Raw genomic sequence first — 25,496 nt, forward strand, 5'->3', positions numbered from 1 at the left:
GAAAGGGCGGGTGGGTGGGGAAAAAGGGGGTCCTAGGGGGCGGAGCCCCCTAGTTTCGGGAAGGGGCGGGTCAGGGGCGCCCCGCGAGGTCCCACGCCCCCACCACCTCGTACCGCGGCCGCTCCCCCGCCACCCCGCCCCCCGGCAGATGACTGCGTACGAGCGCCAGCTCGCCCACCTCCCACGCCGGCCCCTCGAACTCCGCGAGCGCACCCACGTACGGCCGCAGATCCACCTCCCCCCGCCCCCGCGCCAGCGTCAGATGCGGCCGGTAGCCCCGCTCGTCCGCCATCACGACCCCCGCCCGGCGGGCCCCCGCGTCGGCCCGCCGGGCCAGCATCCGCAGCGCCGCCACCTCGCCGCCCACCCCGGCCCACAGCGCCCGCCCGTCGAACCGCCCGCCGCCCCGCAGCGCGAGCGTGAACGGATCCGTGCGCCGCGCGGCACGCGCGAGCCGCTCGCCGAGCGGGGCCACGAGTTCGTCGGCGACCTCGCCCATGAACGCGAGCGTGAAGTGCCAGCCCGCACGGTCCGTCCAGCGCAGCCGGTCCGCCCCGGGCAGGGCCCGCAACCGCTCGACGGACAGGGCGAGTTCGGCCGTCACCGGCTCCGGGGGCAGCACCGCGGCGAAGAGTCTCATAGGGCCAGCCTGCCCCCATGGCCCCGGCCATCAGGCCGCAGGCGCCAGCTCCCGCTCCCGCTCGCGCGGGACGAACCGGACATGCGGCTGTCCCCGTCGGAGGTCCACCTTCAGCCTCAGGTTCGCCGCGCGCCCCAGCATCAGGCCCACGCCCAGCGACGCCACCGCGACGACCAGGCCGCCGAGTGCGAAGCTCACGCGGACGCCGTAGGTGTCGGCGAGCCAGCCGAAGAGGGGGCCGCCGAGCGGGGTGCCGCCGACGAAGACCATCATGAACAGGCTCATCACGCGGCCCCGCATCTCGGGGTCGGTGGCCATCTGGACGGACGAGTTGGCGGTGACGTTGACGGTCAGGCCGATCGCGCTGACGGGGACGAGCAGCGCCGCGAACACGTACACGTTCGGCACCGCGGCCACCGCGATCAGGAGCACGCCGAACAGGCCCGCCGCGCCCGCGAGCATCCGCAGGCGCGCGGAGCGGCGCCGCGCCGACAGCAGCGCGCCGATGAGCGAGCCCGCGGCCATCAGCGTGGTGAACGCCGCGTACATGCCGGAGCCGCCGTGGAAGACGTCGTCGGCGTACGCGCTCAGCCAGATCGGGAAGTTGAAGCCGAACGTGCCGATGAATCCGATGAGGACGATCGGCCAGATCAGCTCCGGGTGCCGGGACACGTAGTTCAGGCCCTCGCGCAGCTGGCCCTTGCCGCCGCGCGGCGCGAGCGGGGTGCGGGTCAGCTCGCTGGTGCGGATCAGCAGCAGGCCGGTCAGCGGCGCGATGAAGGACAGGCCGTTGGCGAGGAACGCCCAGCCGGGGCCGACGGCCGCCGTGACCACGCCCGCGACGGCCGGGCCGATGAGCCGGGCCGACTGGAAGTTGGCCGAGTTCAGGCTGACGGCGTTGCGCAACTGGTCGGGGCCGACCATCTCGGACACGAAGGACTGCCGCGTCGGGTTGTCGACGACGGTCACCAGGCCGGTGAAGAACGCCGTGACGTACACGTGCCAGACCTGGACATGTCCTGACAGGGTCATCGCGGCCAGGAACAGGCCGCCGAGGCCCATCGCGCCCTGGGTGAAGAAGAGCAGGTTCCGCTTGGCGAACCGGTCGGCGATGACGCCGCCGTACAGGCCGAAGAGCAGCATGGGCAGGAACTGCATGGCGGTCGTGATGCCCACGGCCGCGGAGGAGCCGGTGAGGCTGAGGACCAGCCAGTCCTGGGTGATGCGGGCCATCCAGGTGCCCGTGTTGGACACGACGGCGCCGGTCGCGAAGAGCCGGTAGTTCCGGATCCTCAGCGAGCTGAACATCGAGGTCTTGGAGGTGCGGACGGATGTGTCGAGGGCGGTTGGTGCGGGGGCGGAGTCTGCTCCGGATCCCGTACTCAAAGGGGTTCGCCTCCTTCGGCGGTCACCCCCTGCCCGAGCAGGGGGCAACTCATGGGCGGGTGGGCGGGAGGTCCGGGCCCCGAAGGGGCCCGAACGCTCAGAGATGCGCAAGCTTCTCCAGGACGGGCGCCGCGGCACGCAGCCGCGCCCACTCGTCGTCGTCCAGCTCCTCCGCAAGCTTCGCGAGCCAAGCGTTTCGCTTGCGGCGGCTCTCCTCGAGCATGGCCTCGGCCTGCTCTGTCTGTGTGACCACCTTCTGGCGGCGGTCGTCAGGGTGCGGCTCGAGCCGCACCAGGCCCTTGGATTCGAGGAGCGCGACGATGCGGGTCATCGACGGCGGCTGCACGTGCTCCTTGCGGGCGAGCTCGCCCGGTGTCGCACTGCCGCAGCGGGCGAGGGTGCCGAGCACCGACATCTCGGTGGGGCTCAGCGACTCGTCGACCCGCTGGTGCTTGAGTCGACGGGACAGGCGCATCACGGCGGAGCGCAGCGAGTTCACGGCGGCGTCGTCGTCGCCATGGGAGAGGTCCGGCATGTTTGTTAGCGTAACTCATTACCCAGGCTAAGTACCACCGCTTATGCACGTGCAGCCGCACGCCCTGCCCGCGACCAGGGGCACGGAACCCCCTCGTCACCCATATGAGTGAGCCGGATTCGGAAAGTGACGCATCCCCCGACGGAGGGCCGCGACCCTTTGTCCATGGGATCGACTGTGCTCAGCCTGCGGATAGACGGTGAGCTGCTCGACCGGCTCCGGCAGCATGCCGCCAAAAGAGGAATGAGCGTCCAGGACTATGTGGTCCGGACGCTCATTCGGGACGACTTCGACGAACGGTTCGCGTCGTCCGTCGAGAGGACAGAGAAGTTCTACGCCTGAGGCCGTGCCCCTCGCGGCCGGGCGGGGGGCCTACGTGAGATCCAGCGCCGGCATCAGGTAGTAGAAGGCGAAGACCGCCGACACCGCGTACATCGCGATCGGCACCTCGCGGCCGCGCCCGGCCGCGACCCTGAGGACCGTGAAGGTGATGAAGCCCATGCCGATGCCGTTCGTGATCGAGTAGGTGAACGGCATCATCAGCATCGTCACGAACGCCGGGATCGCGATCGTGTAGTCGCTCCAGTCGATCTGCCCGATCGAGCCGGACAGGATCAGGAAGCCGACCGCGAGCAGGGCGGGCGTGGCCGCCTGCGAGGGCACCATCGTGGCGAGCGGGGTGAGGAAGAGGGCCACGGCGAACAGCGCGCCGGTGACGACGTTGGCGAAGCCGGTGCGCGCGCCCTCGCCGACGCCCGCCGTCGACTCCACGAAGCAGGTCGTGGCCGACGAGGACGAGGCGCCGCCCGCGGCGACCGCGATGCCGTCGACGAACAGGACCTTGTTGATGCCGGGCATGTTGCCCTTGTCGTCGGTCAGGTGGGCCTCGTCGCCGATGCCCATGATCGTGCCCATGGCGTCGAAGAAGCACGAAAGCAGCACGGTGAAGACGAACAGGACGCCGGTGAGGACGCCGACCTTCTCGAAGCCGCCGAACAGGCTGATCTCGCCGACGAGCCCGAAGTCGGGGGCCGAGACCGGGTTGCCGGGCCACTTGGGCGTCGTCAGGCCCCAGGAGGGCACGTCCGCGACCGCATGGATGATCATGGCGAGAATCGTCATCACGACGATCGAAAGCAGGATCGCGCCCGGCACCTTGCGCACCAGGAGCACCAGGGTGAGCAGCACGCCGAGGACGAAGACGAGGACCGGCCAGCCGTTGAGGTGCCCGTCACCGCCGAGCTGCAGCGGCACCGTGGTGTGCGCGGCGTCCGGGATGCGCGAGACGAAGCCGGCGTCGACGAGGCCGATCAGCATGATGAACAGGCCGATGCCGATCGCGATGCCCTTGCGCAGGCCGAGCGGCACGGCGCTCATCACCCGCTCCCGCAGGCCCGTTGCGACGAGCAGCATCACCACGAAGCCCGCGAGCACCACCATGCCCATGGCGTCCGGCCAGGACATGCGCGGCGCGAGCTGGAGCGCGACCACCGTGTTCACGCCGAGCCCGGCGGCGAGCGCGATCGGCACGTTGCCGATGACGCCCATGAGCAGCGTGGTGAACGCCGCGGTCAGGACGGTGGCGGTGACCAGCTGCTTGTTGTCGAGCTGGTGACCGTACATGTCCTTGGCGCTGCCGAGGATGATCGGGTTGAGCACGATGATGTAGGCCATCGCGAAGAAGGTGGCGAAGCCGCCACGGATCTCCCGCGCCAGGGTCGAGCCCCGCTCCGAGATCTTGAAGAAGCCGTCCAGGCCCCCCGAGGGGGGCCTGCCCGAGGGCAGTTTGGCGGCGTCGTCGACGGGCGTGGCCGAGGAGGGCATGCGGGAACCTCGTGGATCTCGTACTGGCGGCTCGGAGCGAAGACTGATCGTCTCGCTCCCATGTTTCATCCTCGTCACGCCCCAGTTGTGTCTTCATACGAAGCAAAGTGGCCATAAACGAGCGGTTTCAGTATGAAGACATGAGTCCAAGATTGCTATCTCCGCGCGTAGACCCTTGCGGGAGCGGGCACCCGACCCGCCCTGCCCAAGGCCCCCAGGCCAGGAATAAGGTGGTCGCATGGCGAAGTGGACCCCCAAGCACGAGGCGCCCGAGCCCCTGGAGGGGCCTGTCGTCGCCACCATCACCGGCGGCACGATCCTCTGGTTCGTCCTCTTCCTCGTGCAGCTGCCGTTCTACGGCTGGTTCGACGACCGCGGCTCCACGTGGTGGGTGTGGACCTGCCTGGCCGGCGGCGGTCTCGGCCTGATCGGCATCTGGTACGTGCGGGGGCGCGACGCCGCGATCAAGCGGGCCGCGGCGGCCTCCGAGGGCGCGGAGGCATCTCGTACCTCCGCAGTACGGGATGCGACCTGAGGGCAGACCCCCTCCTCCCGTGGTCGGATCTTTCGGACATTCAAGGGGTGAACCCCTTCCTCCCGCTTTACCGTCGAATGCATGACGCATATCGACGCGGGCGCCGAACTCGACCCGGTCCACCCCGTGGCGCCCCCGACGGGGCGCGCCACGGGCCTGACGGCGGCCGAGGTCGCCGAGCGGGTCGCCCGCGGCGAGGTCAACGACGTACCCCTGCGCAGCAGCCGGTCCACGGCCGAGATCGTCCGCGGCAACGTCTTCACGCGCTTCAACGCGATCATCGGCGTGCTCTGGGTGATCATGCTCTTCGTCGCGCCGATCCAGGACAGCCTCTTCGGCTTCGTGATCGTCGCCAACACGGGCATCGGCATCATCCAGGAGCTGCGCGCCAAGAAGACCCTCGACGGGCTCGCGGTCATCGGCGAGGCCAAGCCGACGGTCCGGCGCGACGGCGTGGCCGCCGAGATCTCCACCTCCGACATCGTCCTCGGCGACCTGGTGGAGCTCGGCCCCGGCGACAAGATCGTCGTGGACGGCGAGACCGTCGAGGCCGACAGCCTCGAGGTCGACGAGTCCCTGCTCACCGGCGAGGCCGACCCCGTCCTGAAGAAGCCCGGCGACAAGCTGATGTCGGGCTCGTTCGTGGTCGCGGGCGGCGGCGCGTTCACCGCGACGAAGGTGGGCCGCGAGGCGTACGCGGCGCAGCTCGCGGAGGAGGCGAGCCGCTTCACGCTGGTCCACTCCGAGCTGCGCTCGGGCATCTCCACGATCCTGAAGTACGTGACGTGGCTGATGGTCCCGACGTCGATCGGCCTGATCATCTCCCAGCTGGTCGTCAAGGACGACAACTTCAAGGAGTCGATCGCCTACACCGTCGGCGGCATCGTCCCGATGATCCCCGAGGGCCTGGTCCTGCTGACCTCGGTGGCCTTCGCGATCGGCGTGATCCGGCTCGGCCGCAAGCAGTGCCTGGTGCAGGAGCTCCCGGCCATCGAGGGCCTGGCGCGCGTCGACACGGTCTGCCTCGACAAGACGGGCACGCTCACCGAGGGCGGCATGGACGTCACCGAACTGCGGCCCCTGAACGGCTCGGACGAGGGTTACGTCCGCACGGTCCTCGGCGCGCTCGGCGAATCGGACCCGCGCCCGAACGCCTCCCTCCAGGCGATCATCGACGCCTACCCCGACAGCGAGGAGTGGCGCTGCACGGAGTCACTGCCGTTCTCCTCCGCCCGCAAGTACAGCGGCGCCAGCTTCAGCGAGGGCAACGGCGAGAGCTCCACGTGGCTGCTCGGCGCGCCCGACGTGCTGCTTCCCGCGGGCGACCCCGCGCTCGACGAGATCGAGCAGCTCAACCACCAGGGTCTGCGGGTGCTGCTGCTCGCCCGCGCGGCCGGTGAGCTCGACGCCCCGGACGTCGCCCAGGGCGCCCGCGCCACGGCCCTGGTCGTCCTCGAACAGCGCCTGCGCCCCGACGCCGCCGACACCCTGCGCTACTTCGAGGAGCAGAACGTCCAGGCGAAGGTCATCTCCGGCGACAACGCGGTCTCCGTGGGCGCGGTCGCGGGCAAGCTCGGCCTGCCCGGCGCCAAGAACACGGTGGACGCGCGGCGGCTGCCCACCGACCGGGCCGAGATGGCCGAGGCCCTGGACGCCAACTCCGTCTTCGGGCGCGTCACCCCGCAGCAGAAGCGGGACATGGTGGGCGCGCTCCAGTCCAAGGGCCACACGGTCGCGATGACCGGCGACGGCGTGAACGACGTGCTCGCCCTGAAGGACGCCGACATCGGCGTGAGCATGGGTTCGGGCTCGGAGGCGACGCGGGCCGTCGCCCAGATCGTGCTGCTCAACAACAGCTTCGCGACGCTGCCGTCCGTGGTGGCCGAGGGCCGCCGCGTGATCGGCAACATCACGCGCGTGGCGACGCTGTTCCTCGTGAAGACGGTCTACTCGGTGGTGATCGCGCTCCTGGTGGTCTGCTCGCAGGTCGAGTACCTCTTCCTGCCGCGCCACCTGACGCTGCTCTCCACCCTGACGATCGGCATCCCGGCGTTCTTCCTGGCCCTCGCGCCCAACAAGGAGCGGGCCAAGCCGCACTTCGTCCGCAGAGTCATGCGGTACGCCCTCCCGGGCGGCATCATCGCGGCGCTCTCGACCTTCGCGACGTATCTGCTCGCCCGGCACCACTACGCGGGCGACGGCGCCCGCGAGGCGGAGACCAGCGCGGCCACGCTGACCCTGTTCCTGGTGTCGATCTGGGTGCTCGCGATCATCGCCCGCCCGTACACGTGGTGGCGGATCGCGCTCGTGGCCGCGATGGGTCTCGGCTTCCTGATCGTCCTGACGGTCCCCTACCTCCAGGACTTCTTCGCCCTGAAGCTGGTCGGCACGACGATGCCGTGGGCGGCGGTCGCGATCGCGGCGGTCGCGGCGGCGGCGACGGAGTTCGCCTTCCGCTGGGTCGACCGCCGCTTCGCGGCGTAGCCCCGGGCCTTGCGCGGGGTCAGCGCACGTCGACGAAGTCCCCGGCCGACGTCACGGCCGGGGTGGTCGACGTCCCCGCGAAGACGTAGCGGAAGGTCCCGTCGGCGGACGCCTTCACGGTCGTCCGCAGGTTGCCCTTGCCGTCCGACGTCACCGTCTTGACGGTGGACCAGGCGCTCGCGCCCTTCTTCTTGAACTCCAGCTTCACAGGCTGCCGGGTGTAGCCCGCGTACTTGTGCGTGTCCCAGTTGGCCCGCGTCAGGGCACCGGCGACCGTGATCGCCTTGCCCTTCCTCACCGGCTCCGGCGAGGCGTTGACGGTGAGGCGGGCGGCGCGCTGGAAACGGACGGCCGTCTTGAGCTTGTGCTTGACGACGTAGTCGCCGTCCTTGGCCTCCCCGCCGCCGTACACGTTCCAGCCGCCGCCCGCCAGGTGGTTGCGCAGGCCGTTCTTGTCAGGGCCCGCCTTCGGGTTCACCGTGATGGGCATCGAGCAGGCCGACGTGGTCGCGTTCAGCTTCTTGCAGGTGGGCACGGCGTTGTCCGCGGGTGTGAGTACGCCGTCGACGTAGCCCTCGGCAAGCTTCGTGCCGTGCCACAGGAAGGCGCCGCCTTCCTTGATGCCGGACGGGTCGGTCAGGGTGACGGCGGCGGTGAACTTCTTCTTGGCGGTGGTGCCGACCACGATGCTCTTGCCGCCGTTGACGACGACGTTCGTGATCTTGATGTCGCCCTTCTGCGCGTCCTTCCCCGGGTCCGGCGCCGCGGCGGCACGCGGGGCGAACTGCGGGACGTCCGGGCCCTCGGCCGCCTGGGCGGCCGGGAGGACGAGGGCGGACAGGGCGAGGGCGCCGGAGACGGCGGCGACGGTGGCGCGGATACGCATGGGTGGTTCCTCAGATGGTGGTGCGTGGGGGTGCAGGGGGTCAGCGGACGTCGATGGCGTCGCCCGCGGACGTCACGGCCGGGGTGGTCGACGTCCCCGCGAAGACGTAGCGGAAGGTCCCGTCGGCGGACGCCTTCACGGTCGTCCGCAGGTTGCCCTTGCCGTCCGACGTCACCGTCTTGACGGTGGACCAGGCGCTCGCGCCCTTCTTCTTGAACTCCAGCTTCACAGGCTGCCGGGTGTAGCCCGCGTACTTGTGCGTGTCCCAGTTCGCCCGCGTCAGGGCACCGGCAACCGTGATCGCCTTGCCCTTCCTCACCGGCTCCGGCGAGGCGTTGACCGTGAGGCGGGCGGCGCGCTTGACGCTGACGGTCTTGTACGCGTTCACGATGATGTGGTCCTCGGCGCGGCCGTTGGCGAGCAGACCGGCCATCACCTTCCACTTGCCCGCGGTGCCGTTCCAGATCTCGCGCGGGTTGGCGTCGATGACGATCTTGCAGGTGCCGGTGGTCGCGTTCACCTTGGTGCACTTGGACTCGCGCGGCGGGGCCATGACGCCGTCGAGGTGCTCCGGCTCGAACTTCTTGCCGTGCCACAGCACGGCCATGCCTTCCTTGATCCCCTTCGGGTCGGTGCCCGTGACGGTGATCGTGATCTTCTTCTTCGCGGTCGTGCCGAGCACGATGTCCTTGCCGCCGTTGACGGTGACACTCGTGATCTTGGTGTCGCCCTGGACCTTGTCGGCCGCCTGGGCGGCCGGCACGACGAGAGCGGACAGGGCGACGGCGCCCGACAGGGCGGCGACGACGGTGCGGGTGCGCATGGGTGGTTCCTCAGGTGGTGGTGCGTGGGGGTGCAGGGGGGTCAGCGGACGTCGATGGCGTCGCCCGCGGACGTCACGGCCGGGGTGGTCGACGTCCCGGCGAAGACGTAGCGGAAGGTCCCGTCGGCGGACGCCTTCACGGTCGTCCGCAGGTTGCCCTTGCCGTCCGACGTCACCGTCTTGACGGTGGACCAGGCGCTCGCGCCCTTCTTCTTGAACTCCAGCTTCACAGGCTGCCGGGTGTAGCCCGCGTACTTGTGCGTGTCCCAGTTCGCCCGCGTCAGGGCACCGGCAACCGTGATCGCCTTGCCCTTCTTCACCGGCTCCGGGGACGCGTTGACCGTGAGCTTGGCGGCGCGCTGGACGTTGACAGTCTTGTACGCCTCCTCGACGGTGCGCACCTCGTCCTTGTCGTACGCGGCCGCCCACACCTTCCACTTGCCCGCGAGTGCGTTGCGGTAGACGGTGTCGGCCGGGTCCGCGTACACGGTGAACGTGCAGGTCGAGGTGGTCTCGTCGGCGGCCGTGCAGTCACCGTAGGGGGTGCTCGGCACCATGGAGCCGTCGATGCCGGTGCGGCTGAAGTCCGTGCCGTGCCACAGCATGGCCTTCGCCTTGGAGATGCCGGTCGGGTTCGTCGCGGTCAGCTCGATGGTGACCTTCTTCTTCACAGAGGTGCCGACCACGATGTCCTTGCCGCCGTTGACGGTGACGTCCGTGATCTGCGTCTCGCCCGCGGCGTCATCGGCCTGCGCGGCCGGAACAGCGAACGCGGACAGAGCCAGGGCGCCGGACACGGCGGCCAGGGTGGCACGAATGCGCATGCGTTTCCCCAGGTGGAGAAGGGGCCTCGCGGTGCCTGAGCCGTCACGCGAGGCCAAGTGATCCAGGAGTCTGTTGACTCCGAGGATCAGACCCCCACCTATGGCCAAAGGTTGTACGCCCTGTGAAGGCGGCCCCGTGAAGCCGCCCCCGCGAAAGCCGTGCGCGGCCCTAGTCGAACCACCGGTCCCGAGCCAGCTCCGCCGTCCTCGACGGGTCCTCCAGGAGGGCCGCCACCTCGAAGCGCCGCGGCCACTGCCGGGTCGCCCAGGCGAGGCCCGCCGCCACGCCCTCCACCGTCGCCGCGTGGACCGTACCGTCGGGGGTACGGCGCCACTCCAGGTCGACGCCGTCCACGACGAGCTCCTCGTGCTCGCGATACGTCGCCGGGGTCGCGGGGCCGAGCAGGACCCGCACGGACTCGGGGACCTCGTGCTCCACGCCGGACCCGGGGTCGACCTCCGCCCGTACGAACTCGCTCAGCCGCTCCGCCTGGAACAGCTCGGCGAGGTCCCCGGCCCGCGACGGCGCCACCGGAAGCAGCGGCAGCCCCGATGCCAGCGGCAGCAGGTCGGGCGCGTCCGCGACCACCGCGTCACCGGTGTCGACGCACATGGTCTCGCCGCTGCCCTCCCCGCCGAGGACCACCCGCACCTCGTCGGGCAGCGTCACCTGCTCCGGGTCCAGGTCGGCGAGCGCGCCGTACAGGGCGTGCAGCTGGGGCGCGGAAACGGTCCGGCCGGGGTCCGCGAGGCGGTCGAGCAGCTCGGCGGCGCCCCCGGGCTCGGCGAGCAGCGCGCCCACGGACGTACGGACGCCGAGGGCCCGCAGGACCTGCTCGTCGTCGAAGCCGGTCGCGTCGGCGGGGTCGTAGAGGCCTTCGAGGAGCGGATCCCCGCCGTCGGCCCGCAGACCCGCGGGGCGGCGGCCGTCGAGAACCGGGTGCCCGCGCAGCCACCACGCCGTGTACGGCCGCACGGTCTCCGTCGTGCCGTCCGGCAGGAGCACCCGCACCGGCTGCGTGAGGGCGTCCCGCAGCGGCGGCTGCGACAGGAGCGCGAGCGCCTGCGGCCAGCGGTCGTCGTCGACCAGGTCCAGGTCGCGCACGGCGACGAGCTCCGTCGCCACGGGCGGCACCGGCGTGTCCGGGAGGCGGTCGAGCACGTCCTCGCACCACACGTCGACGGCGTCGAGCAGGCCCGCGTCGTCGGGTTCGGCGAAGTCCCCGTCGCGGGGCTCCAGTTCGTCGGGGTCGAGGACGACGTCCGTGGCGCGTACGAGGGTGAAGGTGGCGAGGACCCCGCAGGCGGCGAGCGGCCGCGCACCCCACCGCCCGGCGAGCTCGGCGTCCACGAAGGCCAGCTCGCCCTCCCGCATGACCTGCGCGAACGGGCTGTCGGGCAGGACCAGTTCACCGGCGGGCGCAGGCTCCCCGTCCTCGTCGGGCAGCGCGAGCGCGGCAAGCCACGGCTCGTCGCCCGGCTCCAGGTCCGCGTCGCGTACGAGGGTGAGGACGAGGTCGGCGAGCTCGTCGGCGTCCACCGCCGCGTCGTCGCCGACGCCGTCGTACCAGGCGTCGTCGTCGAGGGACGCGGCGACGGCCGCCCGCACCTGCGGGGTCGTCAGGACCGCGCGGGGCGTGGCGGGCAGGGCGCCCAGCTTCTCCAGGAGCGGATGGGCGGCGTCGGCGTGCGCGACCTTCAGGCCGAGCCGGGCCAGGGTCTCGGGCGCCGGGCCCTCGCCGGGCGCGGGCAGCAGGACCTGCCGCGGCCCGATGGTGGTCCGCCCGCTCGCCAGCGGCACCGGCAGGCCGGAGAGCCGCTCGGGGTCGACACCCGCGAGCGTGTCGTACAGCCGCCGCCACCAGCCCGGCTCGCGCTCGAGGCCCGCGAGCCGGTCGACCGCCTCCGTCAACGGCACCCGCGCCACCCCGAGCGTACGCAGCTCACCGCGCCGCTCCAGGCCCGCGGGCAGCAGGCTCGGCAGCACCTCGGCGAGGACCCGCACCGTGTCGGCACCCGCACCTTCCACGACCTCGGCGTCCCGCGGCCGCAGCGCGACGGGCGCGTCCTCGTCGTCGGATGCCGCACGGGCAAGGGCGGGCGGCAGAAACTCCGTACGCGGCAACCGCTCCAGAATCGCGTGGCGCAGCGCCCCGTCGAGCGCGCTGTGGCCGAGCGGCCCGGGCACGAGCCCGATGATTCCCTCACCCACCGGCCGCCACCCGGCGAGGAGTTCGACGTACGCGTCCGCCGCGCGCTCCACCAGGAAGTCCGTGAGCGGTCCGGGGGCGGCGTGGCGGCGGCTGGTGTCCAGCGGGAACGTTCCGATGAGCAGCGCGGGCACGCCGAGCGGCTCGTCGCTGGGCGTCGGCGCGTGCACGACGGCAGTGGTGCGCGGTGCGCCAGGGGCGCCGTCGGCGTCCGCGGGCACGGCCCAGGTGATCTGCCAGTACGGGCGCAGCCGCTCCTCCACGGGCCGGTCGGCGAGCAGCGCCGGCTCCAGCGGGCCCTGGTGGGTGACGGTGCGCCAGCGCGTCGTGCCGTCGCGGGTGTCCTCGACGGTCGTGTACGGGGCGGACGGGGCGTCGTCCGACCGGCGCAGGGTGCGGGTCGCGCCGTCCGGGGTGCGGACGGAGACCTCCGTGAGCCCCGGCAGGGCCAGGAGCAACGCGTCGTCGATGCCGTCGAGCAGCCGGGCGACGAGGTCCTCGGCGGCGGCGTCGCGCAGCGGCAGGATGACGACGGTGTCGTAGCCGTCGGGGGCGGTGCCCTCGGCGGGCAGCGGAAGCCGGAGCAGCGGTACGTGGCCGTCGCGGCGGCGCATCTCGTCACCGAGTCCCGGGCTGAAGCGGGCGGTCTCGGCGGCCAGTTCGCGGGCCTCGGCGAGGGACCAGCGGACGCCGCCCGTGCGGCCCACCACGGCGGGCTCGTCCGACACCGCGAGCACCGCGGCGAACCCGACGCCGAACCGTCCCGTGGTCCGGCCCTCGGCCGCCGTCTCCCGCTTCGCGGAGGCCCGCAGCGTCGACAGGGACTCCACGCCGGCCGCGTCCAGGGGGGCGCCGGTGTTCGCCGCCGCCAGGACGCCGTCCTGAAGGGTGAGGGCGAGCCGACCGGGTACGCCCGCGCGGGCGGCCGCGTCCGACGCGTTCTGCGCGAGCTCGACGACCAGGCGGTCGCGGTAGCCGCCGAGAGCCAGGTCCTCCTCGGCGTTGGCGTCCTCCCGGAACCGGGCCGGGCTCGCCGCCCAGGCGTCCAGGACGGAGCGGCGCAGACGGGCGGTGCCGAACGGATCGGTGCCCTCGTCCGCCGGACGCACGGTCTTGCTCACGGTGGCTCCTTCTTGGCGTGGTCTGGCGTGGGCGCCCTGTGCGGGCGACGCGTGCGCCGACGCTACCGCGTCCTGCCGGGCCGTCCGCCGCCGTGGTCCCCGGCCGACCGTCGATCGCGCTCACGCGCTCGCCCTCAAACGCCGGGCAGGCTCGATTCCCCCACCCGCCCGCCCTCTCATCGCGCTCCGCGCTCGTCCTCAAACGCCGGACGGGCTAATTTCCCCCACCCACCCGCCCTTTCCACTGGGGCTGTCGCCCCAGACCCCCCGCAGATACCAGCCGGCAGCGGCGAGAAAATTCAGCCCGTCCGGCGTTTGAGGACGAGGCGCGGAGCGCCGGATAAAAGGGGTCCTAGGGGCGGAGCCCCTAGTTTCGGGAAGGGGCGGGTCAGGGGCGCACCCGCGAGGCACCCCGCCGCACCCGCACCACCTCCACAGCCACCGCCACCCCCACCACCACACCCACCGCCACCAGATGCTCCCGCCCGGCAAGGTTCGGCTTGAGGAGGGAGCCGATCACCGTCGGGACGACGGTGACCAGGCACAGGACGGGCGCCCGCATCCGCACCGACAGATAGGCGAAGAGCCCCACGACGGCCGCGGAGGCCCCGGTATCGACCGAGTGCGCGTACTCCTCCGACAGGCCCCCGGGCCAGTCGGGCCCGAGCGCCACCATCACGCGCGCACTGAGCGTCCCGGCCAGCGTGGCCCCGTACGCCACGAGCAGCGTCCGCCCGGGCCCGACGAGCGGCTGGGCCAGGCCGAAGGAGAGGACGAGCCGGGGGATGCCGCCCCACACCGGCTGGTCCCGGGTCGGCACGAAGACGGACACGGGGGTGCGCAGAAGCGACTGCCACAGCGGCTGGTCGGCCCGCACCTCCCCGACGAACCGGACGACCTCGTCGCTCGCCGGCACCTGCTGGAGCTCGTGCAGAACGATCATCGCGAGGGTGCCGAGCACCGCGAGCCAGACCCCGGCGACCCCACGGGACCGCAGTTCCCGCCAGGCCCCGACGCCCACATTCCGCCACTCCTGACGCAGGACGCGCCTGGTCCCGCCCATGAGTCGGCCCTTCGCACACATTTGTTCTACTGGGGCCAGGCTAAGCGATCGGGTCAGGGCGCGGCAGCCCGGCGGAGCGGCACCGCGTTGGGCGCGGCCGCGTCGTCCGCCTCCCGCGAGACCCCGTCCCACCACGCGCTGCCGTCCTCCAGATGCCGCAGCAGCACCCCCTCGCGGATCGCCCAGGGGCAGACGACGGCGGACCGGACGCCGGTCAGCTTCATCGCCGTATGGCCGACGATCGCCCCGGCGAGGCTCTGCGTGGCGCGCGGCGCGGAGATGCCGGGCAGCCGGGCCCGCTCGGCGGCGGGCAGCGCGGCGAGCCGTTCGACGGCCTCGTGCAGACCGGAACGCGTCAACTCCCGCCGTACGAACGGTCCCTGCCGCCCCGGCGCCGCCCCGGCGAGCCGCGCGAGCTGCTGGAACGTGCGCGAGGTGAGCACCCCGGTGTGCGGCCCCTCCCAGCGGATCCGCGCCGCCACGTCCCGCAGCTGATGGCGGGCCCGGCGGCGCAGCGCCCTGAGGGCCGCGTCGGACGGCGGGTCCTGGTCGTGGAAGCACTCGTGCGTGAGCCGGTTCGCGCCGAGCGGCAGGGACGCCATGAAGTCGGGGAGGCGGCCGCGCCCGAAGGCCACCTCCAGGGAGCCGCCGCCGATGTCGAAGAGGACGAGCGGCCCGGACCGCCACCCCATCCACCTGCGCGCCCCGAGGAACGTCAGCTCGGCCTCCACCTCGCCGGGCAGCGTGCACAGCCGCACCTCGGTCTCCGCCCGGACGGTCCGCAGCACTTCGAGCCGGTTCGGGGCGTCGCGCAGAACGGCCGTGGCGAAGGCGAGCGGGCTCTCGGTGCCCCAGCGCGCGGCCGTCGCGGCGGCCGATGCCATGGCCTTGACCAGGCGCCGCACCGGCTCCTCACCGATGGGCCCGCCGGGCACCACGTGCTCGGAGAGCCGCAGCTTCCACTTCGCCGTGTGCACCGGCAGCGGCACCCCGTCCGCCGCGTCGGCGATCACGAGCCGCACCGTGTTCGAGCCCACGTCCACCACGCTCATCCGCATGCGCGGGCGAGTACCCAGCGGGGGCGGAACATGCCTCGGGCGCGTGACCGGTCGCTCCCGCGCCGCTCCCGGCTCAGTTCCTGAGTACGCGGATCGTGCGCAGGCCGGGATCGGCGGTGTCGGGGATGTCCATGCCCGCGGCGAGCCCGCTGCGCAGGTAGTCGAGGACCGGCCGGGTGAGGCGCTCCCCGGGCAGCACCGCCGGGATGCCCGGCGGATACGGCGTGGCCATCTCGGCGGCGACCCGCCCCTCCGCCGCCGCCACCGGCACCGCCTCGACGTCGCCGAAGTACGCGTCGCGCGGCAGGCACACCTGCTCCATCCGCAGCTCGGCCGGGGTCGGCACGGCCACGCGCGGCGCGCCGGCGAGCTCGTCCCGGTGCGCGGCGAGGTCGCGCAGGCCTTCGAGGAGCGGGTCGGTGGTCTCGCGGGAGTCGGCGTGGGTGAGCTGCGCGCCGATCCGCCGGTGGTCGCTGATGTGCACGACCAGCTCGTGGTGCTCGCGCAGCCAGTCGGCGGCCCGGTAGCCGGTCGTACCGAGCCCCGACACGTCGATGACCGTGGGCAGCGGGTCGAGGTCGGCGGCGAGGCCGGGCCCGGTGAGGTCGGCGCGGCCGTTGACGTGCAGGCCGGGGATCTCCTCGATGCCGGCCTGCACCTCGGCGGTGAGCCGCAGCGCGTCGGAGAGCAGCCGCTGCCCGTGCAGGACCATCTGGCGGCGCCAGGCGTCGAGGCCCGCGTAGATCAGGGCGGAGGGGCTTGTGGTGCCGAGCAGGTCGGCGCGCGACGCCAGTTCGGCGGGGTCGATCCGCCCGCCCCGCAGATGGAACACCGAGCCCTGCTCCAGGCCGCTGCCCATCTTGTGGATGCTGGTCACGCAGACGTCGGCGCCCGCGTCCATCGCCCACGCCGGCAGGTCGTCGTGGAACGGCAGGTGCGCGCCCCACGCCTCGTCGACGATCAGCGGCAGGTCGCGGGCGTGGCACACGTCGGCGATGGCCCGCAGATCCGCGCAACTGCCGTACGGCGTCGGGCTGGTGACGAGCGCGCCGCGCGCGTCCGGATGCCGGGCGAAGGCCTCCTCGTACGCGGCCGCGGACGGCGGGTGCGCGAGCGCACGCTCCACGTCCCACCGCGGCTCCACCCACACCGGGTCGATGCCGCACAGGATCAGACCGGCCACCACCGACTTGTGCGCGTCCCTGCCGATCAGGAGCCGGTCGCCGGGCCCCGCCGCCGTCAGCATCGCCGCCTTCACCGAGAGGGAGCTGCCGCACGTCGTGAAGTACGTGTGCTCGGCGTGCACGGCGTCGGCCATCAGGCGCTCCGCGTGCCGCAGCACGTGCCCGCGCTCGAGCCGGTCGTCGAGGCCGCCGACGACGAGCACGTCCGACCGGAACACGGCGTCCCCGAGCACCCGCCGCGCCTGCGGATCGGCCCCCCGCCCCTGCTTGTGCCCCGGCGGCGTGAAGGAAAGACGGCCGCGGGCGTGGAACGCGTCGAGAGCGTCGAGCACGGGCGCGACCGTGTGATCCATGGGTTCCATGCTCGTACGGGTACCCCGATTCGGCCCGCCCGGCGGTGGACTACTCCTTGCTGCTCCCGGCTGCTCCCTACTACTCCGGCTACTCCCGGGCGAAGACGATCATCATCGGCTGCGGTCGTTTCGAGTACGGCTTCGACACCAGATCCGTACTGACGTAGAGCCGCCCGTGGCCGTACCGCACCTCGGACATCAGCGGGGGAATCGCGCTCGCCGACTTCTTCGTCGTCAGGAGCGTCGTCGGCTTCAGGGTCCGCCCGTCGAGGGACAGCACCTGCGTGCCGAGGCGACTGCGGTACGCGAGGATGTTGGGGCCGTCCATGCGCAGTGGGAACATCGGGCTGCCGCCCGCGCCGGACGAGACCCGCTGGCCCGTCATCTTCCCGGTGGCGAGGGAGAACACGACGATGTCGTTCAGCGAGCTGATCCCGTCCGGCGCGTCGCGGCGCGCGGTCGGCACGTACAGGCGGCCGTTGCCGACGACGATGCCGATGCAGTCGTTGACGATCGACGCGGTGTCGCAGTCGTGCAGGTACCTGCGGTCCTCGAGCGTGATCCGCGCGCGCAGCTTGCCGCGCTCGTCGAGCGAGAAGACGTCGCTGGCCCCGGAGTCGCTGATCTCCCCGGAGTCCAGGCCGATCACCACCGGCTTGGTGGAGATCACGTTGGGGCCGCGGACGCCCTCGGGCAGCCGGTGGCTCCACCGCGGCTTGCCGGAGGTCGGGTCGAGCAGCTGGATCCGGTACGACGGCCTGACGATGTCGCCGCACGCGCGGACCGCGACGAGCCGCTCCCCGCCGCCGTACCCCACGTCCCAGCACTTCGCGCCCGCCCGCGGCTTCCAGCGCAGCGCACCCGTGCGCAGGTCGAAGGCGGCACCGCCGCGGATGCCGCCGACGGCGACGGTGTTCCCGCTGATCGCGGCCTGGTTGAACTCCGCCTTGTCCTTCTGGTAGCCGATGGTGACCGACTTGGTCCACAGCTTGTCGCCGGTGTCGACCTTGAACGCGGTGATCTGCGTGCAGGGCGCGCGGAACCCGCGATCGTCGTGCGGGGTGGGGGCGGTGACCACCACGGCGATCCCGCCCGCGCCGACCTCCGGCGACCCCGCGCACGACTGGCCCGGCTTGTCGAAGGCCCACCGCTTCTTCCCCGTGCCGGCGTCGAGCCCGATGACCTTGGACACCGACGACTTCACGTACACCTTGTCCGTGAGCCAGGAGCCGCCGACGGGCCAGGTGCTCTCCTTCTTGGGCAGCTTCGGCACCGGGGCGCCGCCGTGGAAGGTGGCCTCGGGGTTCTTGGGCACGGTCTCCTGGGGCTTGGCGGCCGCGGGCTTCTTGCGCGCGCCCTTGCCGCCGCCGTCCTCGTCGTCACCGGACGACGCGACGTACCAGGCCCCGCCGGCGGCGGCGAGCGCGAGCGCGACGACGCTCGCGACGACGGCGGCGGCCCGGCGGCGCCCGCCCCCGCCGCCGGTGGGCGGGGCCTGCGGGGGCCCGAAGCCCTCCGGCGGCGGAGGCACGGGCGGACCGAAACCGGGACCGGGAGCGGGAGTGGAAGCGGATCCGGGACCAGGACCGGGACCGGGTATCTGCGGCGGCGGTCCGAAGCTGCCCCGCGGTGTGTTCTCGGGCGGCGGGAACTGCTGACTCATCGGGTCTCCAGGGACAGGCGTACGACGCGTACCGGAGCAGCGCCATGTGGCCGCCGGGGCAGGGGACTTGCCATGCCGAAAGTGTGCACGAACGACGCCGGACTTGGAGATACTTTCTAGAAAAGAAATCCAACTCGAAGCCCCTGCAACCCCCTTGGACCTGCCCGATCTGCTCTACGCTTGACGCCATGGCGGCGAAACAGCAGCGGGGCGAGGCAACGGTCGACCTGCTCCTCGACAGCGCGCTGCAGGTGTACGCGGAGTCGGGCCAACAGGGCTTCACGGTCAACGCGGTGACCGCGGCCAGCGGCGTGAGCTTCGGCAGCCTGTACCACCACTTCGGCAGCTTCGACGGCCTGGCGGCGGCGCTCTACCTGCGCTGCGTGGACCGGCTCTGCGACCCGGTGGTGGCCGCGGTCACCCGCTGCCGCACCGCCCGCACCGGCATCCGGGCCTTCGTCACGGCGTACCTCGACTTCACCCGCGAGCACCGCGACGAGGCCCTGTTCCTGCACGGCTCGGCCTACTCCGGCTATCTGACGGCGCACGCGCGGCAGGTGATGGCGGTCAAGGAGACCAAGTTCGCCCCCATCGCGGCCTGGATGCAGCCCCGCGTCGCCGCGGGCGAGGTGGTCCCGCTGCCCGCCCACCTCATCGAGGTCCTGGTGCTTGGCCCGGTCGCGGAGACGGCCCACCGCTGGCTCTCCAGCACGTACGAGGTGGACCTGGACGAGGCCGCGCGGGTCCTGCCGGACCGGATCTGGCGGTCGCTGCGGCCCGACGGGGCGTGATGAGGCCGGAGGCCGGTGACGTCGGCCCCCGGCCGGGGTGGAACCGGGTGGACGTCAGACGTCCAGCTCCGCCTCGTCCCGGTCGAGCGCCGGATCGAGGAAAGCCCGCTGCTGTTACGGGACTTGATCAGCCGGATCAGGTGGTACTGGCCGTTGAGCGTGCTGAGGATGTCCTCGATCTCGCTCTTGAGCCCGGCATTTCCATGGTGCGCACCTTGGCGCGGACCACGTCGGAGTTGCCCGCGGCGGCCACCGACGGGTCGAGTTCCTTGTTGCCGCCGAGGGCATCCGTGGTGAGGGCGGCGAGGCGCTGTGCCCCCTCGTCGGTGGCGTCGACGGCGAGGACATGGCCGTCGACGTCGGGCAGGGGCAGGGGCGGGGTCGGCGAGGTCGAACAGCGCAGTGAGCAGACAGATCTCCAACTCCCCGTACGTCACATGCCCCTCGGCGACGAGGATCTGGCCGAGCCCGCGGCGCGGCCCCGCCCGGCTCGCCGCCTCGTCCCAGGCCGCGCGGGACAGGCCGCCGCCCGGGGTGAGCAGCACGTCGACGCCCGGCGCCGCGGCGAGGCGAAGGAGCATCGGGTACCGCGTGGGCAGCGCGGCTTCGGTGGCCGCCGTCCTCATTCCGGGACCGGCTTCCGGGCCTCATTCGAGGACCAGCCTGCGGGCGACGACCTGGAGGCGGAGCCGGGCGACGGCGAGGTTGCCCGCGTGGCGGTCGAGCCACACGTGCAGCAGGACGCTGCCGTCGGCCGTGCCGCGCCCGTCGGGGGCGGGTGGATGGAACGTGCCGTACTCGACGGACAGGCGGGCGAGGTCGGCGGTCTCGGCCGCGGCCGCGTCGGTCCTGCCGTGCGGCGGCCGCCCGGCGGAGCCCAGGGCGAGCCCGCAGGTCCAGTCCACGAGGGCGGCGCCCCGCGCGCCCGGCAAGGCCATGACTTCACCCAGACACACGTCGATACCGGGCACGCGGACTCCCCTCCCCACGCGGCGCCCCGACGCGCCCGCGGCGCCGCGATGACGCGGAAGGTTATGCACGGCGACGGCACCGGCGGAAGGGCCTGGCGCATTCCGTCGGAATCCATCGGAACGTGCCGGATGACGACAGGACCGTGCTGTCGGGTGCCCGTTCGGTGACGTAATTCGGCAGCACGCGCGAATGGCCGGACCACGGATCGGTGACCGTCAAGTACTCGGTCCCCGACCCGGTCGGAAAGGGGTACGCGCAGGCCATGCGGGACCACAATCCGTCACATTGCGCGAGTGCCACGGGAATGTGCGTGCTGATTGGTAGACATGCCCCCTCGATGCCCACGTCGGGCATCAGTGTGAATTCACGTGCCCAGTACGGGAATTCGGCATGCCGTGCGTCGGGATGCCCGGATCCGGACCGGCCCTTTCGTCCACCACGGCTCGGCAGCCAAGGGGAGCGATGTCGGACCTGCACGGCCTCCTCGGCACGACCGGGCACGCCCTCCTGTCCCGCACGCTCGCCCAGTGCGAGGCCGACGCGGTCACCGGGGCGGTACGGGTGCTCGGCCGCCCCGGCGGGGTGTTCCACCTGTCGCGGGGGCGCGTCGTCGCCGTCGTGAGCCCCGGCGCTCCCGGTCTTGAGGTGCTGCTGCTGCGCTCGGGCCGGTTGAGCGACGAGGCGTGGGAGGAGGCGGTGGCGTCGGGGCGGGGCGGTGGCGGCACCGGGGCAGGCGGGGTCGGGCGCGTGGCGGGGGACCCCGGCGCCGAGCTGGTGGCGCGCGGCGCGATCGGGGCGGCGGAGCTGCGGGTCCTCTCGGTGATGGCGCTGCGGGACGCGGTGTTCGCGGTGCTCGCGGGGGAGATATCGGAGTGCGCGACCACGCCGGACCGCGTGCTGACCGCGGACCGGGACCGGTTCGCGGCCGCCGACCGGGAGCGGTTCGCGGCCGCCGACCGGGAGCGGTGCGCAGCCGCCGACCGGGAGCGGTGCGCAGCCACCGAACGGAACCGGCCCGCACCGCCCCCGCCGAGTGCCGCCCGGGGCGAGGAACCGGCCCGACTCCTCCAGGAGGCCGCGCGCAAGCTCACGGCGCTCGCCGCGCTCCCCGGGGCCGTACTCCCCGACCGGCACCGCCTGCGCCAGACCACCGCCATCGGCGCGCACGCCGCCACCCGCGCCGAGACCCTGGCTCCCGTACGCAGGGAGATCCTCTACTTCGCCGACGGCCGCCGCACCCCGAGGGACATCGCGTTCACATCGGGCCGGGGCGTCTACACGGTGACGGTGGAGGCGTCCCGGATGCTCGGCGAGGGCCTCCTGGAACGGGCGGGCCCGAGCACCCCCGCACCCGCCCCGGGCCCGTCCCCCGCGCCCCTCTCCCGCCGAGCGCCGACCCGCGCGCCGGAACCGCCCGCCGACGACCTCCCACGCCGCAGCCCCGGGGCCAGCGGCATGACCGGAACTCTCGCCGCGGGCCACCCCGCAGCGAGCTGGAAAGGGCTCCTCCGATGGGGCAGCCGGAACCGCTCGACGGACCCCGGCACCTGAAGCCCCCTCCCGGAAGAGCCACGAAGAACACAACGCACCAAGAAGACACAACGTACCGAGCACACAAACCGCATATGGGCGAGGGGCCATGGAATGAACCACGAGGCATTGACAACGGAAATGCGGGACCTGCGCGAGCAGTTGGCGGGGATCACGGACACGGCGGTGGCGGCCGCCGACGGACTGCTCATCGCGTCCGACACGGACGAGGCGATCGACCCGGACGGACTCGCCGCGCTCGCGGCGGCGAGCCTGGCGGTGTCCCAGCGCCTGACCTCGGCGACCGACCGGGGCATGCTGCGCCGGACCGTGTCGTACGGCAGCAGGGGCTGCGCGGCGGTGTACGCGGCCGGCGACAAGGCGCTGGTCGTCGTCCTGGGCGACGAGGGCCTCGACCTCGACCGGCTGCACCGGGAGTCGCAGCCGGCGCTGCGGCGCATCGAGACCATCCTGACCGACGGGGCGTGAGAGACATGGCGGGCAAACGAATGCCGCAGGGCTTCTCGGACCAGTGCATGGCCCTGGCCAAGGCCCTCCGCTCGGAGACACCGGACTGCCTGGCCAGCGGGGTCGTCGACATGTCCACGGGCATGCTGCTGTCCTGCGAGACGGTGGACAGCCACCCGCCGGAGGTCCTCGACCTGCTGGCCGGGGCGACCCTCGACCTGTTCCAGGGCCGCACGGTGGTGATGATCGAGGACGTCTTCAAGGAGCGCAGGGGCGTCGACAGCGACCAGCACTACTTCCAGGAAATCCTGGTGAACAGCGACCACTTGACCCACTTGTTCATCCGCATGAACGACCGCCAGGACGTGGTAGCGGTAGCCGTCTGCCGCAAGTCGGTCAACGCAGGAATGCTCTTCGCCCAGGCCCGCCGCGTGGTACGCGAGTACGCGGGTCTGTGACGCTGGGGTGAGCGCCGGGGCCCTGGACGGTGACGGCCAGGGCCCCGGGGACGGGCTCAGCTGCCGGTGAGGGAGATGGCCAAGTCCGTGATGCTCAGGGGGAACTGGTTGATCTGGGTCGCTTCGCCGGTGAAGAGGTTGACGGTGTAGAGGGACGGGTTGTTCGCGCCGTACGGGGTGAGCGCGGCGAAGGCGGTGTTCGTGGTCGTCTTGCCGTTGACCACGGTGCTGAAGATGTCGAGGCCCGCGTTGGCGCCCGCGTCGAAGCCGAGGGCGCCGACGGGGGACAGGGTGCCGTTGTTGGCCGGGGCCTGGATGACGAGCTGGTCGACGCGGGTGTCGATGTCGTTCAGGACGCTCCCGGTCGACCCGTTCAGGTCGTTGTTCGTGTACGCGGCCGCGGTGACGCCCCGGGCGGGCGAGGGCGAGGGCGGCGTCGTGAGGATGCCGTCCTCGGTCGTGGTGTGGTCGTTGAGGTTGTGCCGCAGGTTCTGGGCGTTGTCGCTGATCACCCTGAGCCGGTCGGCCGCCGGGTTGAAGTCGACGCCGAAGTTGGTGCCGTACAGCGCGATCTGGAGCTGGGAGACCTTGGTGACGACGACGTCCGGGGTGGCCGGCGGGGTCTTGATCGTGTAGATGCCGCCCTTGTCGCCGACGCCGTACAGCAGACCGTCCTGGACGCGGAAGTCGATGCCGATCAGCTTCTGGTCGCCGGAGAGTCCGTTGATGGTCCGCACCCAGTCGAGCACGTTCGGCCGGTCGGTGGTGAACATGGCCATCAGGGTGCCGTCCCCGGAGATCCCGAACGCCCGCAGGCTGGGGACGGCGGCGCGGTCGGGGGCGGCGGAGCCGGTGCCCGGGGCACTCACCAGGAGCGCGGCCGACGCGGACAGGACGGCGACCGCCGCCATGATTCTCTTGGACAGCGCTTTCGCGTTCATTGAATTTTCCCCTCCCAGGCTGAAAGAAAGTCAGTGCGTGGCGTACGCATATGAGCGCGGCGTGCCCATATGAAATATGGCTGCTGGCTTCCCATTAAGCGGGCGCCACCGTGGCCCGACAAGCGGATGGGGCGTCAAGAAGGCCCAGGTCCGGCAAGTTTGCGCCCCGTGATAAAAGCACGGACGATACGCAGCACCCGATTCACCCGGAGTGACAAATCCCGTCCGGTTTTCATCTGTTGACCGACCACCCGGAATGTCATGCTCGCCATCATGGGGAGCCTCTTCGCCGAGCTGGCCCGGAAGGCGGCGATGAACGCGCGCCGCGAGGTCGAGACGTACGCGCGCGAGATTCCGGAGTTCGCGCTCCTGGACGCGAACCCCCGGGCCAGGGCCGAGACGCTGGAGTACGCGGTGTGGCTGCGCCACCGAACGAACGAACTCGCCCCGACCAACAGCGCGTTGACGGACGCCGACCTCGACTGCATCGCGTCGATGGGCGAGGCGCGGGGCGGGACGGGCCTGTCCCTGGACTCACGGCAGCGGATCCTGCGCCTGCACACCGCGCTCATGCTGCGCGAGATCAACGAGGCCACCGACGCGCAGCGCGGCGGCGACGCCGAGGAACTCCTGCGGATGATGAGCTGGTTCGCTCCGCAGGGCGAGCGCGGCATCGGCGCGTACCGCAGGGGATTCGTGACGGCCCTGCGCCGCCGCCTGCCGTACGGCGAACAGGTCGCCCTCCTCACCAGGTCGCTCCTGACCGCGGACGCCATGGCGGCGGAGCTCGCCGCATCCGTGGGCATGGAACTCCCCGAGCGCTGCGCGGTCACGGTGATCCGAGCCCCGGACCGCCCCACCGGCGACCACGACCTGGACCACGAGATCGAGGCCCTGGCCAAGACCCACCAGGTCCCCCTGATGTGGTGCCCACAGCCCGCCACCGCCACCGCCACCGACACCGGCCCCGGCACCGGCAATGGAAGGAGCAACGGCAGGGGCGGCGAACTGATAGCCCTGATCCCCCTGCCGCCGGGCCCGCACAACCTCGTGCCCGACCCCCTCACCCCCACCCCCCTCGTCCACGACCTGGTCCACGACTTCGCCCAGACCCTCGGCCGCCCCTGCGCCGCGGGCACCGCCACCGCACCCCTCTCCGACCTCGCCGACGCCCTCGACCGGGCCAGACGGATCAGCAGAGCGGCCCCGCTGCGCCGGGCACCCGCCCCCCTGGAGGCGCACACGATGGCGGACGTCTTCGTCGAGCTCGCGACCGCGGACATCCCGCACGTCGACGACTGGCTCAGGGCGGTCGCCCGCCGCCTCGACCCCGGCCCCGACCTCGTCGCCACCCTGGACGCGTACTACCGCCACGACATGAACCGCGCCACCACGGCAGCGGCCCTGAACGTCCACCCCCGCACCCTCGACTACCGCCTCCGCCGAGTCCGCGAACTCACCGGCATCCCCCCGACGTCGACCCGAGGCGTCCGCATCCTCAGCGCGGTCGTCACACGACGCCTCTCCGGGGCGTGGCCCTGAACCGGTGCGCTCATCGGCTCTGCCACCACGCCAGGCCACACGCGACGAGAGCCGAGCCCGCCGCGGTGGCGATCCCGCGTACGGCGCCGAACAGGGCGGCACGCCCCACGTGGCGGGCGGTGCGCCGTCGCCTTCGTTGCTCGGGCCTGCTCATCAATTGCTCCTCCGGTCAGTCGTGTTGCTGCTTCGAGCTGTCGGCCGGAGT

The 25,496-nt window shown here is 72.2% G+C and carries 23 protein-coding genes and 1 pseudogene; 8 read left to right on the forward strand and 16 right to left on the reverse strand.

The window, feature by feature from the left end; all coding sequences use genetic code 11:
- Positions 1-70: 70 nt before the first annotated feature.
- The 3 genes from thpR to ACFWZ5_RS23265 all read right to left on the reverse strand — a co-directional run bounded on the left by thpR (position 71) and on the right by ACFWZ5_RS23265 (position 2,561).
- The gene (gene thpR / locus ACFWZ5_RS23255) at positions 71-640 is read right to left on the reverse strand and encodes an RNA 2',3'-cyclic phosphodiesterase (protein ID WP_384804895.1); all 570 of its coding nucleotides are present in this window, start codon (positions 638-640) and stop codon (positions 71-73) included.
- A 30-nt stretch (positions 641-670) separates the two neighbouring features.
- Positions 671-2,026: an MFS transporter gene (locus ACFWZ5_RS23260; RefSeq protein ID WP_384804897.1), complete on the reverse strand. Its 1,356-nt coding sequence runs from the start codon at positions 2,024-2,026 to the stop codon at positions 671-673.
- A gap of 97 nt (positions 2,027-2,123) precedes the next feature.
- Complete coding sequence (locus ACFWZ5_RS23265; RefSeq protein WP_384804899.1) at positions 2,124-2,561, reverse strand: MarR family winged helix-turn-helix transcriptional regulator; 438 nt, start codon at positions 2,559-2,561, stop codon at positions 2,124-2,126.
- Positions 2,562-2,726: 165 nt separating this feature from the next.
- On the opposite strand from ACFWZ5_RS23265, the gene ACFWZ5_RS23270 reads away from it, so the two are divergent.
- Positions 2,727-2,903: a ribbon-helix-helix protein, CopG family gene (locus tag ACFWZ5_RS23270; protein ID WP_384804901.1), complete on the forward strand. Its 177-nt coding sequence runs from the start codon at positions 2,727-2,729 to the stop codon at positions 2,901-2,903.
- Between the two features lie 30 nt (positions 2,904-2,933).
- On the opposite strand, the gene ACFWZ5_RS23275 is transcribed toward ACFWZ5_RS23270, so the two are convergent.
- Positions 2,934-4,385 carry an NCS2 family permease gene (locus ACFWZ5_RS23275; protein WP_384804903.1) on the reverse strand — a complete coding sequence of 484 codons (1,452 nt, stop codon included), beginning with the start codon at positions 4,383-4,385 and terminating at the stop codon, positions 2,934-2,936.
- Positions 4,386-4,623: 238 nt separating this feature from the next.
- On the opposite strand from ACFWZ5_RS23275, the gene ACFWZ5_RS23280 reads away from it, so the two are divergent.
- Together ACFWZ5_RS23280 and ACFWZ5_RS23285 are read left to right on the forward strand one after the other, a co-directional pair.
- The gene (locus ACFWZ5_RS23280; RefSeq protein ID WP_384804905.1) at positions 4,624-4,920 is read left to right on the forward strand and encodes a DUF2530 domain-containing protein; all 297 of its coding nucleotides are present in this window, start codon (positions 4,624-4,626) and stop codon (positions 4,918-4,920) included.
- Positions 4,921-5,001: 81 nt separating this feature from the next.
- A complete protein-coding gene (locus ACFWZ5_RS23285; RefSeq protein ID WP_384804907.1) occupies positions 5,002-7,404 on the forward strand; it encodes an HAD-IC family P-type ATPase in 2,403 nt (800 codons plus the stop codon).
- A 19-nt stretch (positions 7,405-7,423) separates the two neighbouring features.
- Here the strand turns inward: ACFWZ5_RS23285 and ACFWZ5_RS23290 are convergent, their stop codons facing one another.
- The 8 genes from ACFWZ5_RS23290 to ACFWZ5_RS23325 all read right to left on the reverse strand — a co-directional run bounded on the left by ACFWZ5_RS23290 (position 7,424) and on the right by ACFWZ5_RS23325 (position 18,457).
- Positions 7,424-8,290, reverse strand: coding sequence for a calcium-binding protein (locus ACFWZ5_RS23290; protein WP_384804909.1), 867 nt, complete (start codon positions 8,288-8,290; stop codon positions 7,424-7,426).
- 40 nt (positions 8,291-8,330) lie between these two features.
- Positions 8,331-9,113 (reverse strand): calcium-binding protein, encoded by a 783-nt coding sequence (locus ACFWZ5_RS23295; protein WP_384891248.1) that lies wholly within the window; start codon positions 9,111-9,113, stop codon positions 8,331-8,333.
- A 41-nt stretch (positions 9,114-9,154) separates the two neighbouring features.
- The gene (locus ACFWZ5_RS23300) at positions 9,155-9,937 is read right to left on the reverse strand and encodes a calcium-binding protein (RefSeq protein ID WP_384805673.1); all 783 of its coding nucleotides are present in this window, start codon (positions 9,935-9,937) and stop codon (positions 9,155-9,157) included.
- Positions 9,938-10,106: 169 nt separating this feature from the next.
- Positions 10,107-13,268: a sacsin N-terminal ATP-binding-like domain-containing protein gene (locus ACFWZ5_RS23305; RefSeq protein ID WP_384805675.1), complete on the reverse strand. Its 3,162-nt coding sequence runs from the start codon at positions 13,266-13,268 to the stop codon at positions 10,107-10,109.
- Positions 13,269-13,656: 388 nt separating this feature from the next.
- Complete coding sequence (locus ACFWZ5_RS23310; RefSeq protein WP_384797607.1) at positions 13,657-14,331, reverse strand: hypothetical protein; 675 nt, start codon at positions 14,329-14,331, stop codon at positions 13,657-13,659.
- Between the two features lie 53 nt (positions 14,332-14,384).
- Complete coding sequence (locus ACFWZ5_RS23315; protein WP_384797610.1) at positions 14,385-15,389, reverse strand: Ppx/GppA family phosphatase; 1,005 nt, start codon at positions 15,387-15,389, stop codon at positions 14,385-14,387.
- A gap of 73 nt (positions 15,390-15,462) precedes the next feature.
- Positions 15,463-16,926, reverse strand: a complete 1,464-nt coding sequence (locus ACFWZ5_RS23320; protein ID WP_384797613.1) for an aminotransferase class I/II-fold pyridoxal phosphate-dependent enzyme — start codon at positions 16,924-16,926, stop codon at positions 15,463-15,465.
- A gap of 88 nt (positions 16,927-17,014) precedes the next feature.
- Positions 17,015-18,457 (reverse strand): PQQ-binding-like beta-propeller repeat protein, encoded by a 1,443-nt coding sequence (locus ACFWZ5_RS23325; protein ID WP_384891251.1) that lies wholly within the window; start codon positions 18,455-18,457, stop codon positions 17,015-17,017.
- 320 nt (positions 18,458-18,777) lie between these two features.
- On the opposite strand from ACFWZ5_RS23325, the gene ACFWZ5_RS23330 reads away from it, so the two are divergent.
- Positions 18,778-19,380 (forward strand): TetR/AcrR family transcriptional regulator, encoded by a 603-nt coding sequence (locus tag ACFWZ5_RS23330; protein WP_384797619.1) that lies wholly within the window; start codon positions 18,778-18,780, stop codon positions 19,378-19,380.
- A 101-nt stretch (positions 19,381-19,481) separates the two neighbouring features.
- On the opposite strand, the pseudogene ACFWZ5_RS23335 reads toward ACFWZ5_RS23330, so the two are convergent.
- Together ACFWZ5_RS23335 and ACFWZ5_RS23340 are read right to left on the reverse strand one after the other, a co-directional pair.
- Positions 19,482-19,747, reverse strand: a pseudogene (locus ACFWZ5_RS23335) (hypothetical protein); the annotation flags it as partial.
- A 280-nt stretch (positions 19,748-20,027) separates the two neighbouring features.
- A complete protein-coding gene (locus ACFWZ5_RS23340) occupies positions 20,028-20,351 on the reverse strand; it encodes a hypothetical protein (RefSeq protein WP_384797622.1) in 324 nt (107 codons plus the stop codon).
- Between the two features lie 463 nt (positions 20,352-20,814).
- On the opposite strand from ACFWZ5_RS23340, the gene ACFWZ5_RS23345 reads away from it, so the two are divergent.
- The 3 genes from ACFWZ5_RS23345 to ACFWZ5_RS23355 all read left to right on the forward strand — a co-directional run bounded on the left by ACFWZ5_RS23345 (position 20,815) and on the right by ACFWZ5_RS23355 (position 22,808).
- Positions 20,815-21,903, forward strand: coding sequence for a MarR family transcriptional regulator (locus ACFWZ5_RS23345; RefSeq protein ID WP_384797625.1), 1,089 nt, complete (start codon positions 20,815-20,817; stop codon positions 21,901-21,903).
- Between the two features lie 93 nt (positions 21,904-21,996).
- Positions 21,997-22,371 carry a roadblock/LC7 domain-containing protein gene (locus ACFWZ5_RS23350; RefSeq protein ID WP_384797628.1) on the forward strand — a complete coding sequence of 125 codons (375 nt, stop codon included), beginning with the start codon at positions 21,997-21,999 and terminating at the stop codon, positions 22,369-22,371.
- Positions 22,372-22,376: 5 nt separating this feature from the next.
- Positions 22,377-22,808, forward strand: coding sequence for a hypothetical protein (locus ACFWZ5_RS23355; RefSeq protein ID WP_384797631.1), 432 nt, complete (start codon positions 22,377-22,379; stop codon positions 22,806-22,808).
- A gap of 56 nt (positions 22,809-22,864) precedes the next feature.
- Here the strand turns inward: ACFWZ5_RS23355 and ACFWZ5_RS23360 are convergent, their stop codons facing one another.
- Positions 22,865-23,719 carry a DUF4394 domain-containing protein gene (locus tag ACFWZ5_RS23360; protein WP_384797664.1) on the reverse strand — a complete coding sequence of 285 codons (855 nt, stop codon included), beginning with the start codon at positions 23,717-23,719 and terminating at the stop codon, positions 22,865-22,867.
- Between the two features lie 303 nt (positions 23,720-24,022).
- On the opposite strand from ACFWZ5_RS23360, the gene ACFWZ5_RS23365 reads away from it, so the two are divergent.
- A complete protein-coding gene (locus tag ACFWZ5_RS23365; RefSeq protein ID WP_384797634.1) occupies positions 24,023-25,291 on the forward strand; it encodes a PucR family transcriptional regulator in 1,269 nt (422 codons plus the stop codon).
- A 10-nt stretch (positions 25,292-25,301) separates the two neighbouring features.
- Here the strand turns inward: ACFWZ5_RS23365 and ACFWZ5_RS23370 are convergent, their stop codons facing one another.
- Positions 25,302-25,445: a hypothetical protein gene (locus tag ACFWZ5_RS23370; RefSeq protein WP_384797637.1), complete on the reverse strand. Its 144-nt coding sequence runs from the start codon at positions 25,443-25,445 to the stop codon at positions 25,302-25,304.
- Between the last annotated feature and the right edge of the window lie 51 nt (positions 25,446-25,496).

Source organism: Streptomyces sp. NPDC059003, from assembly GCF_042740445.1.
GTDB lineage: Bacteria > Actinomycetota > Actinomycetes > Streptomycetales > Streptomycetaceae > Streptomyces.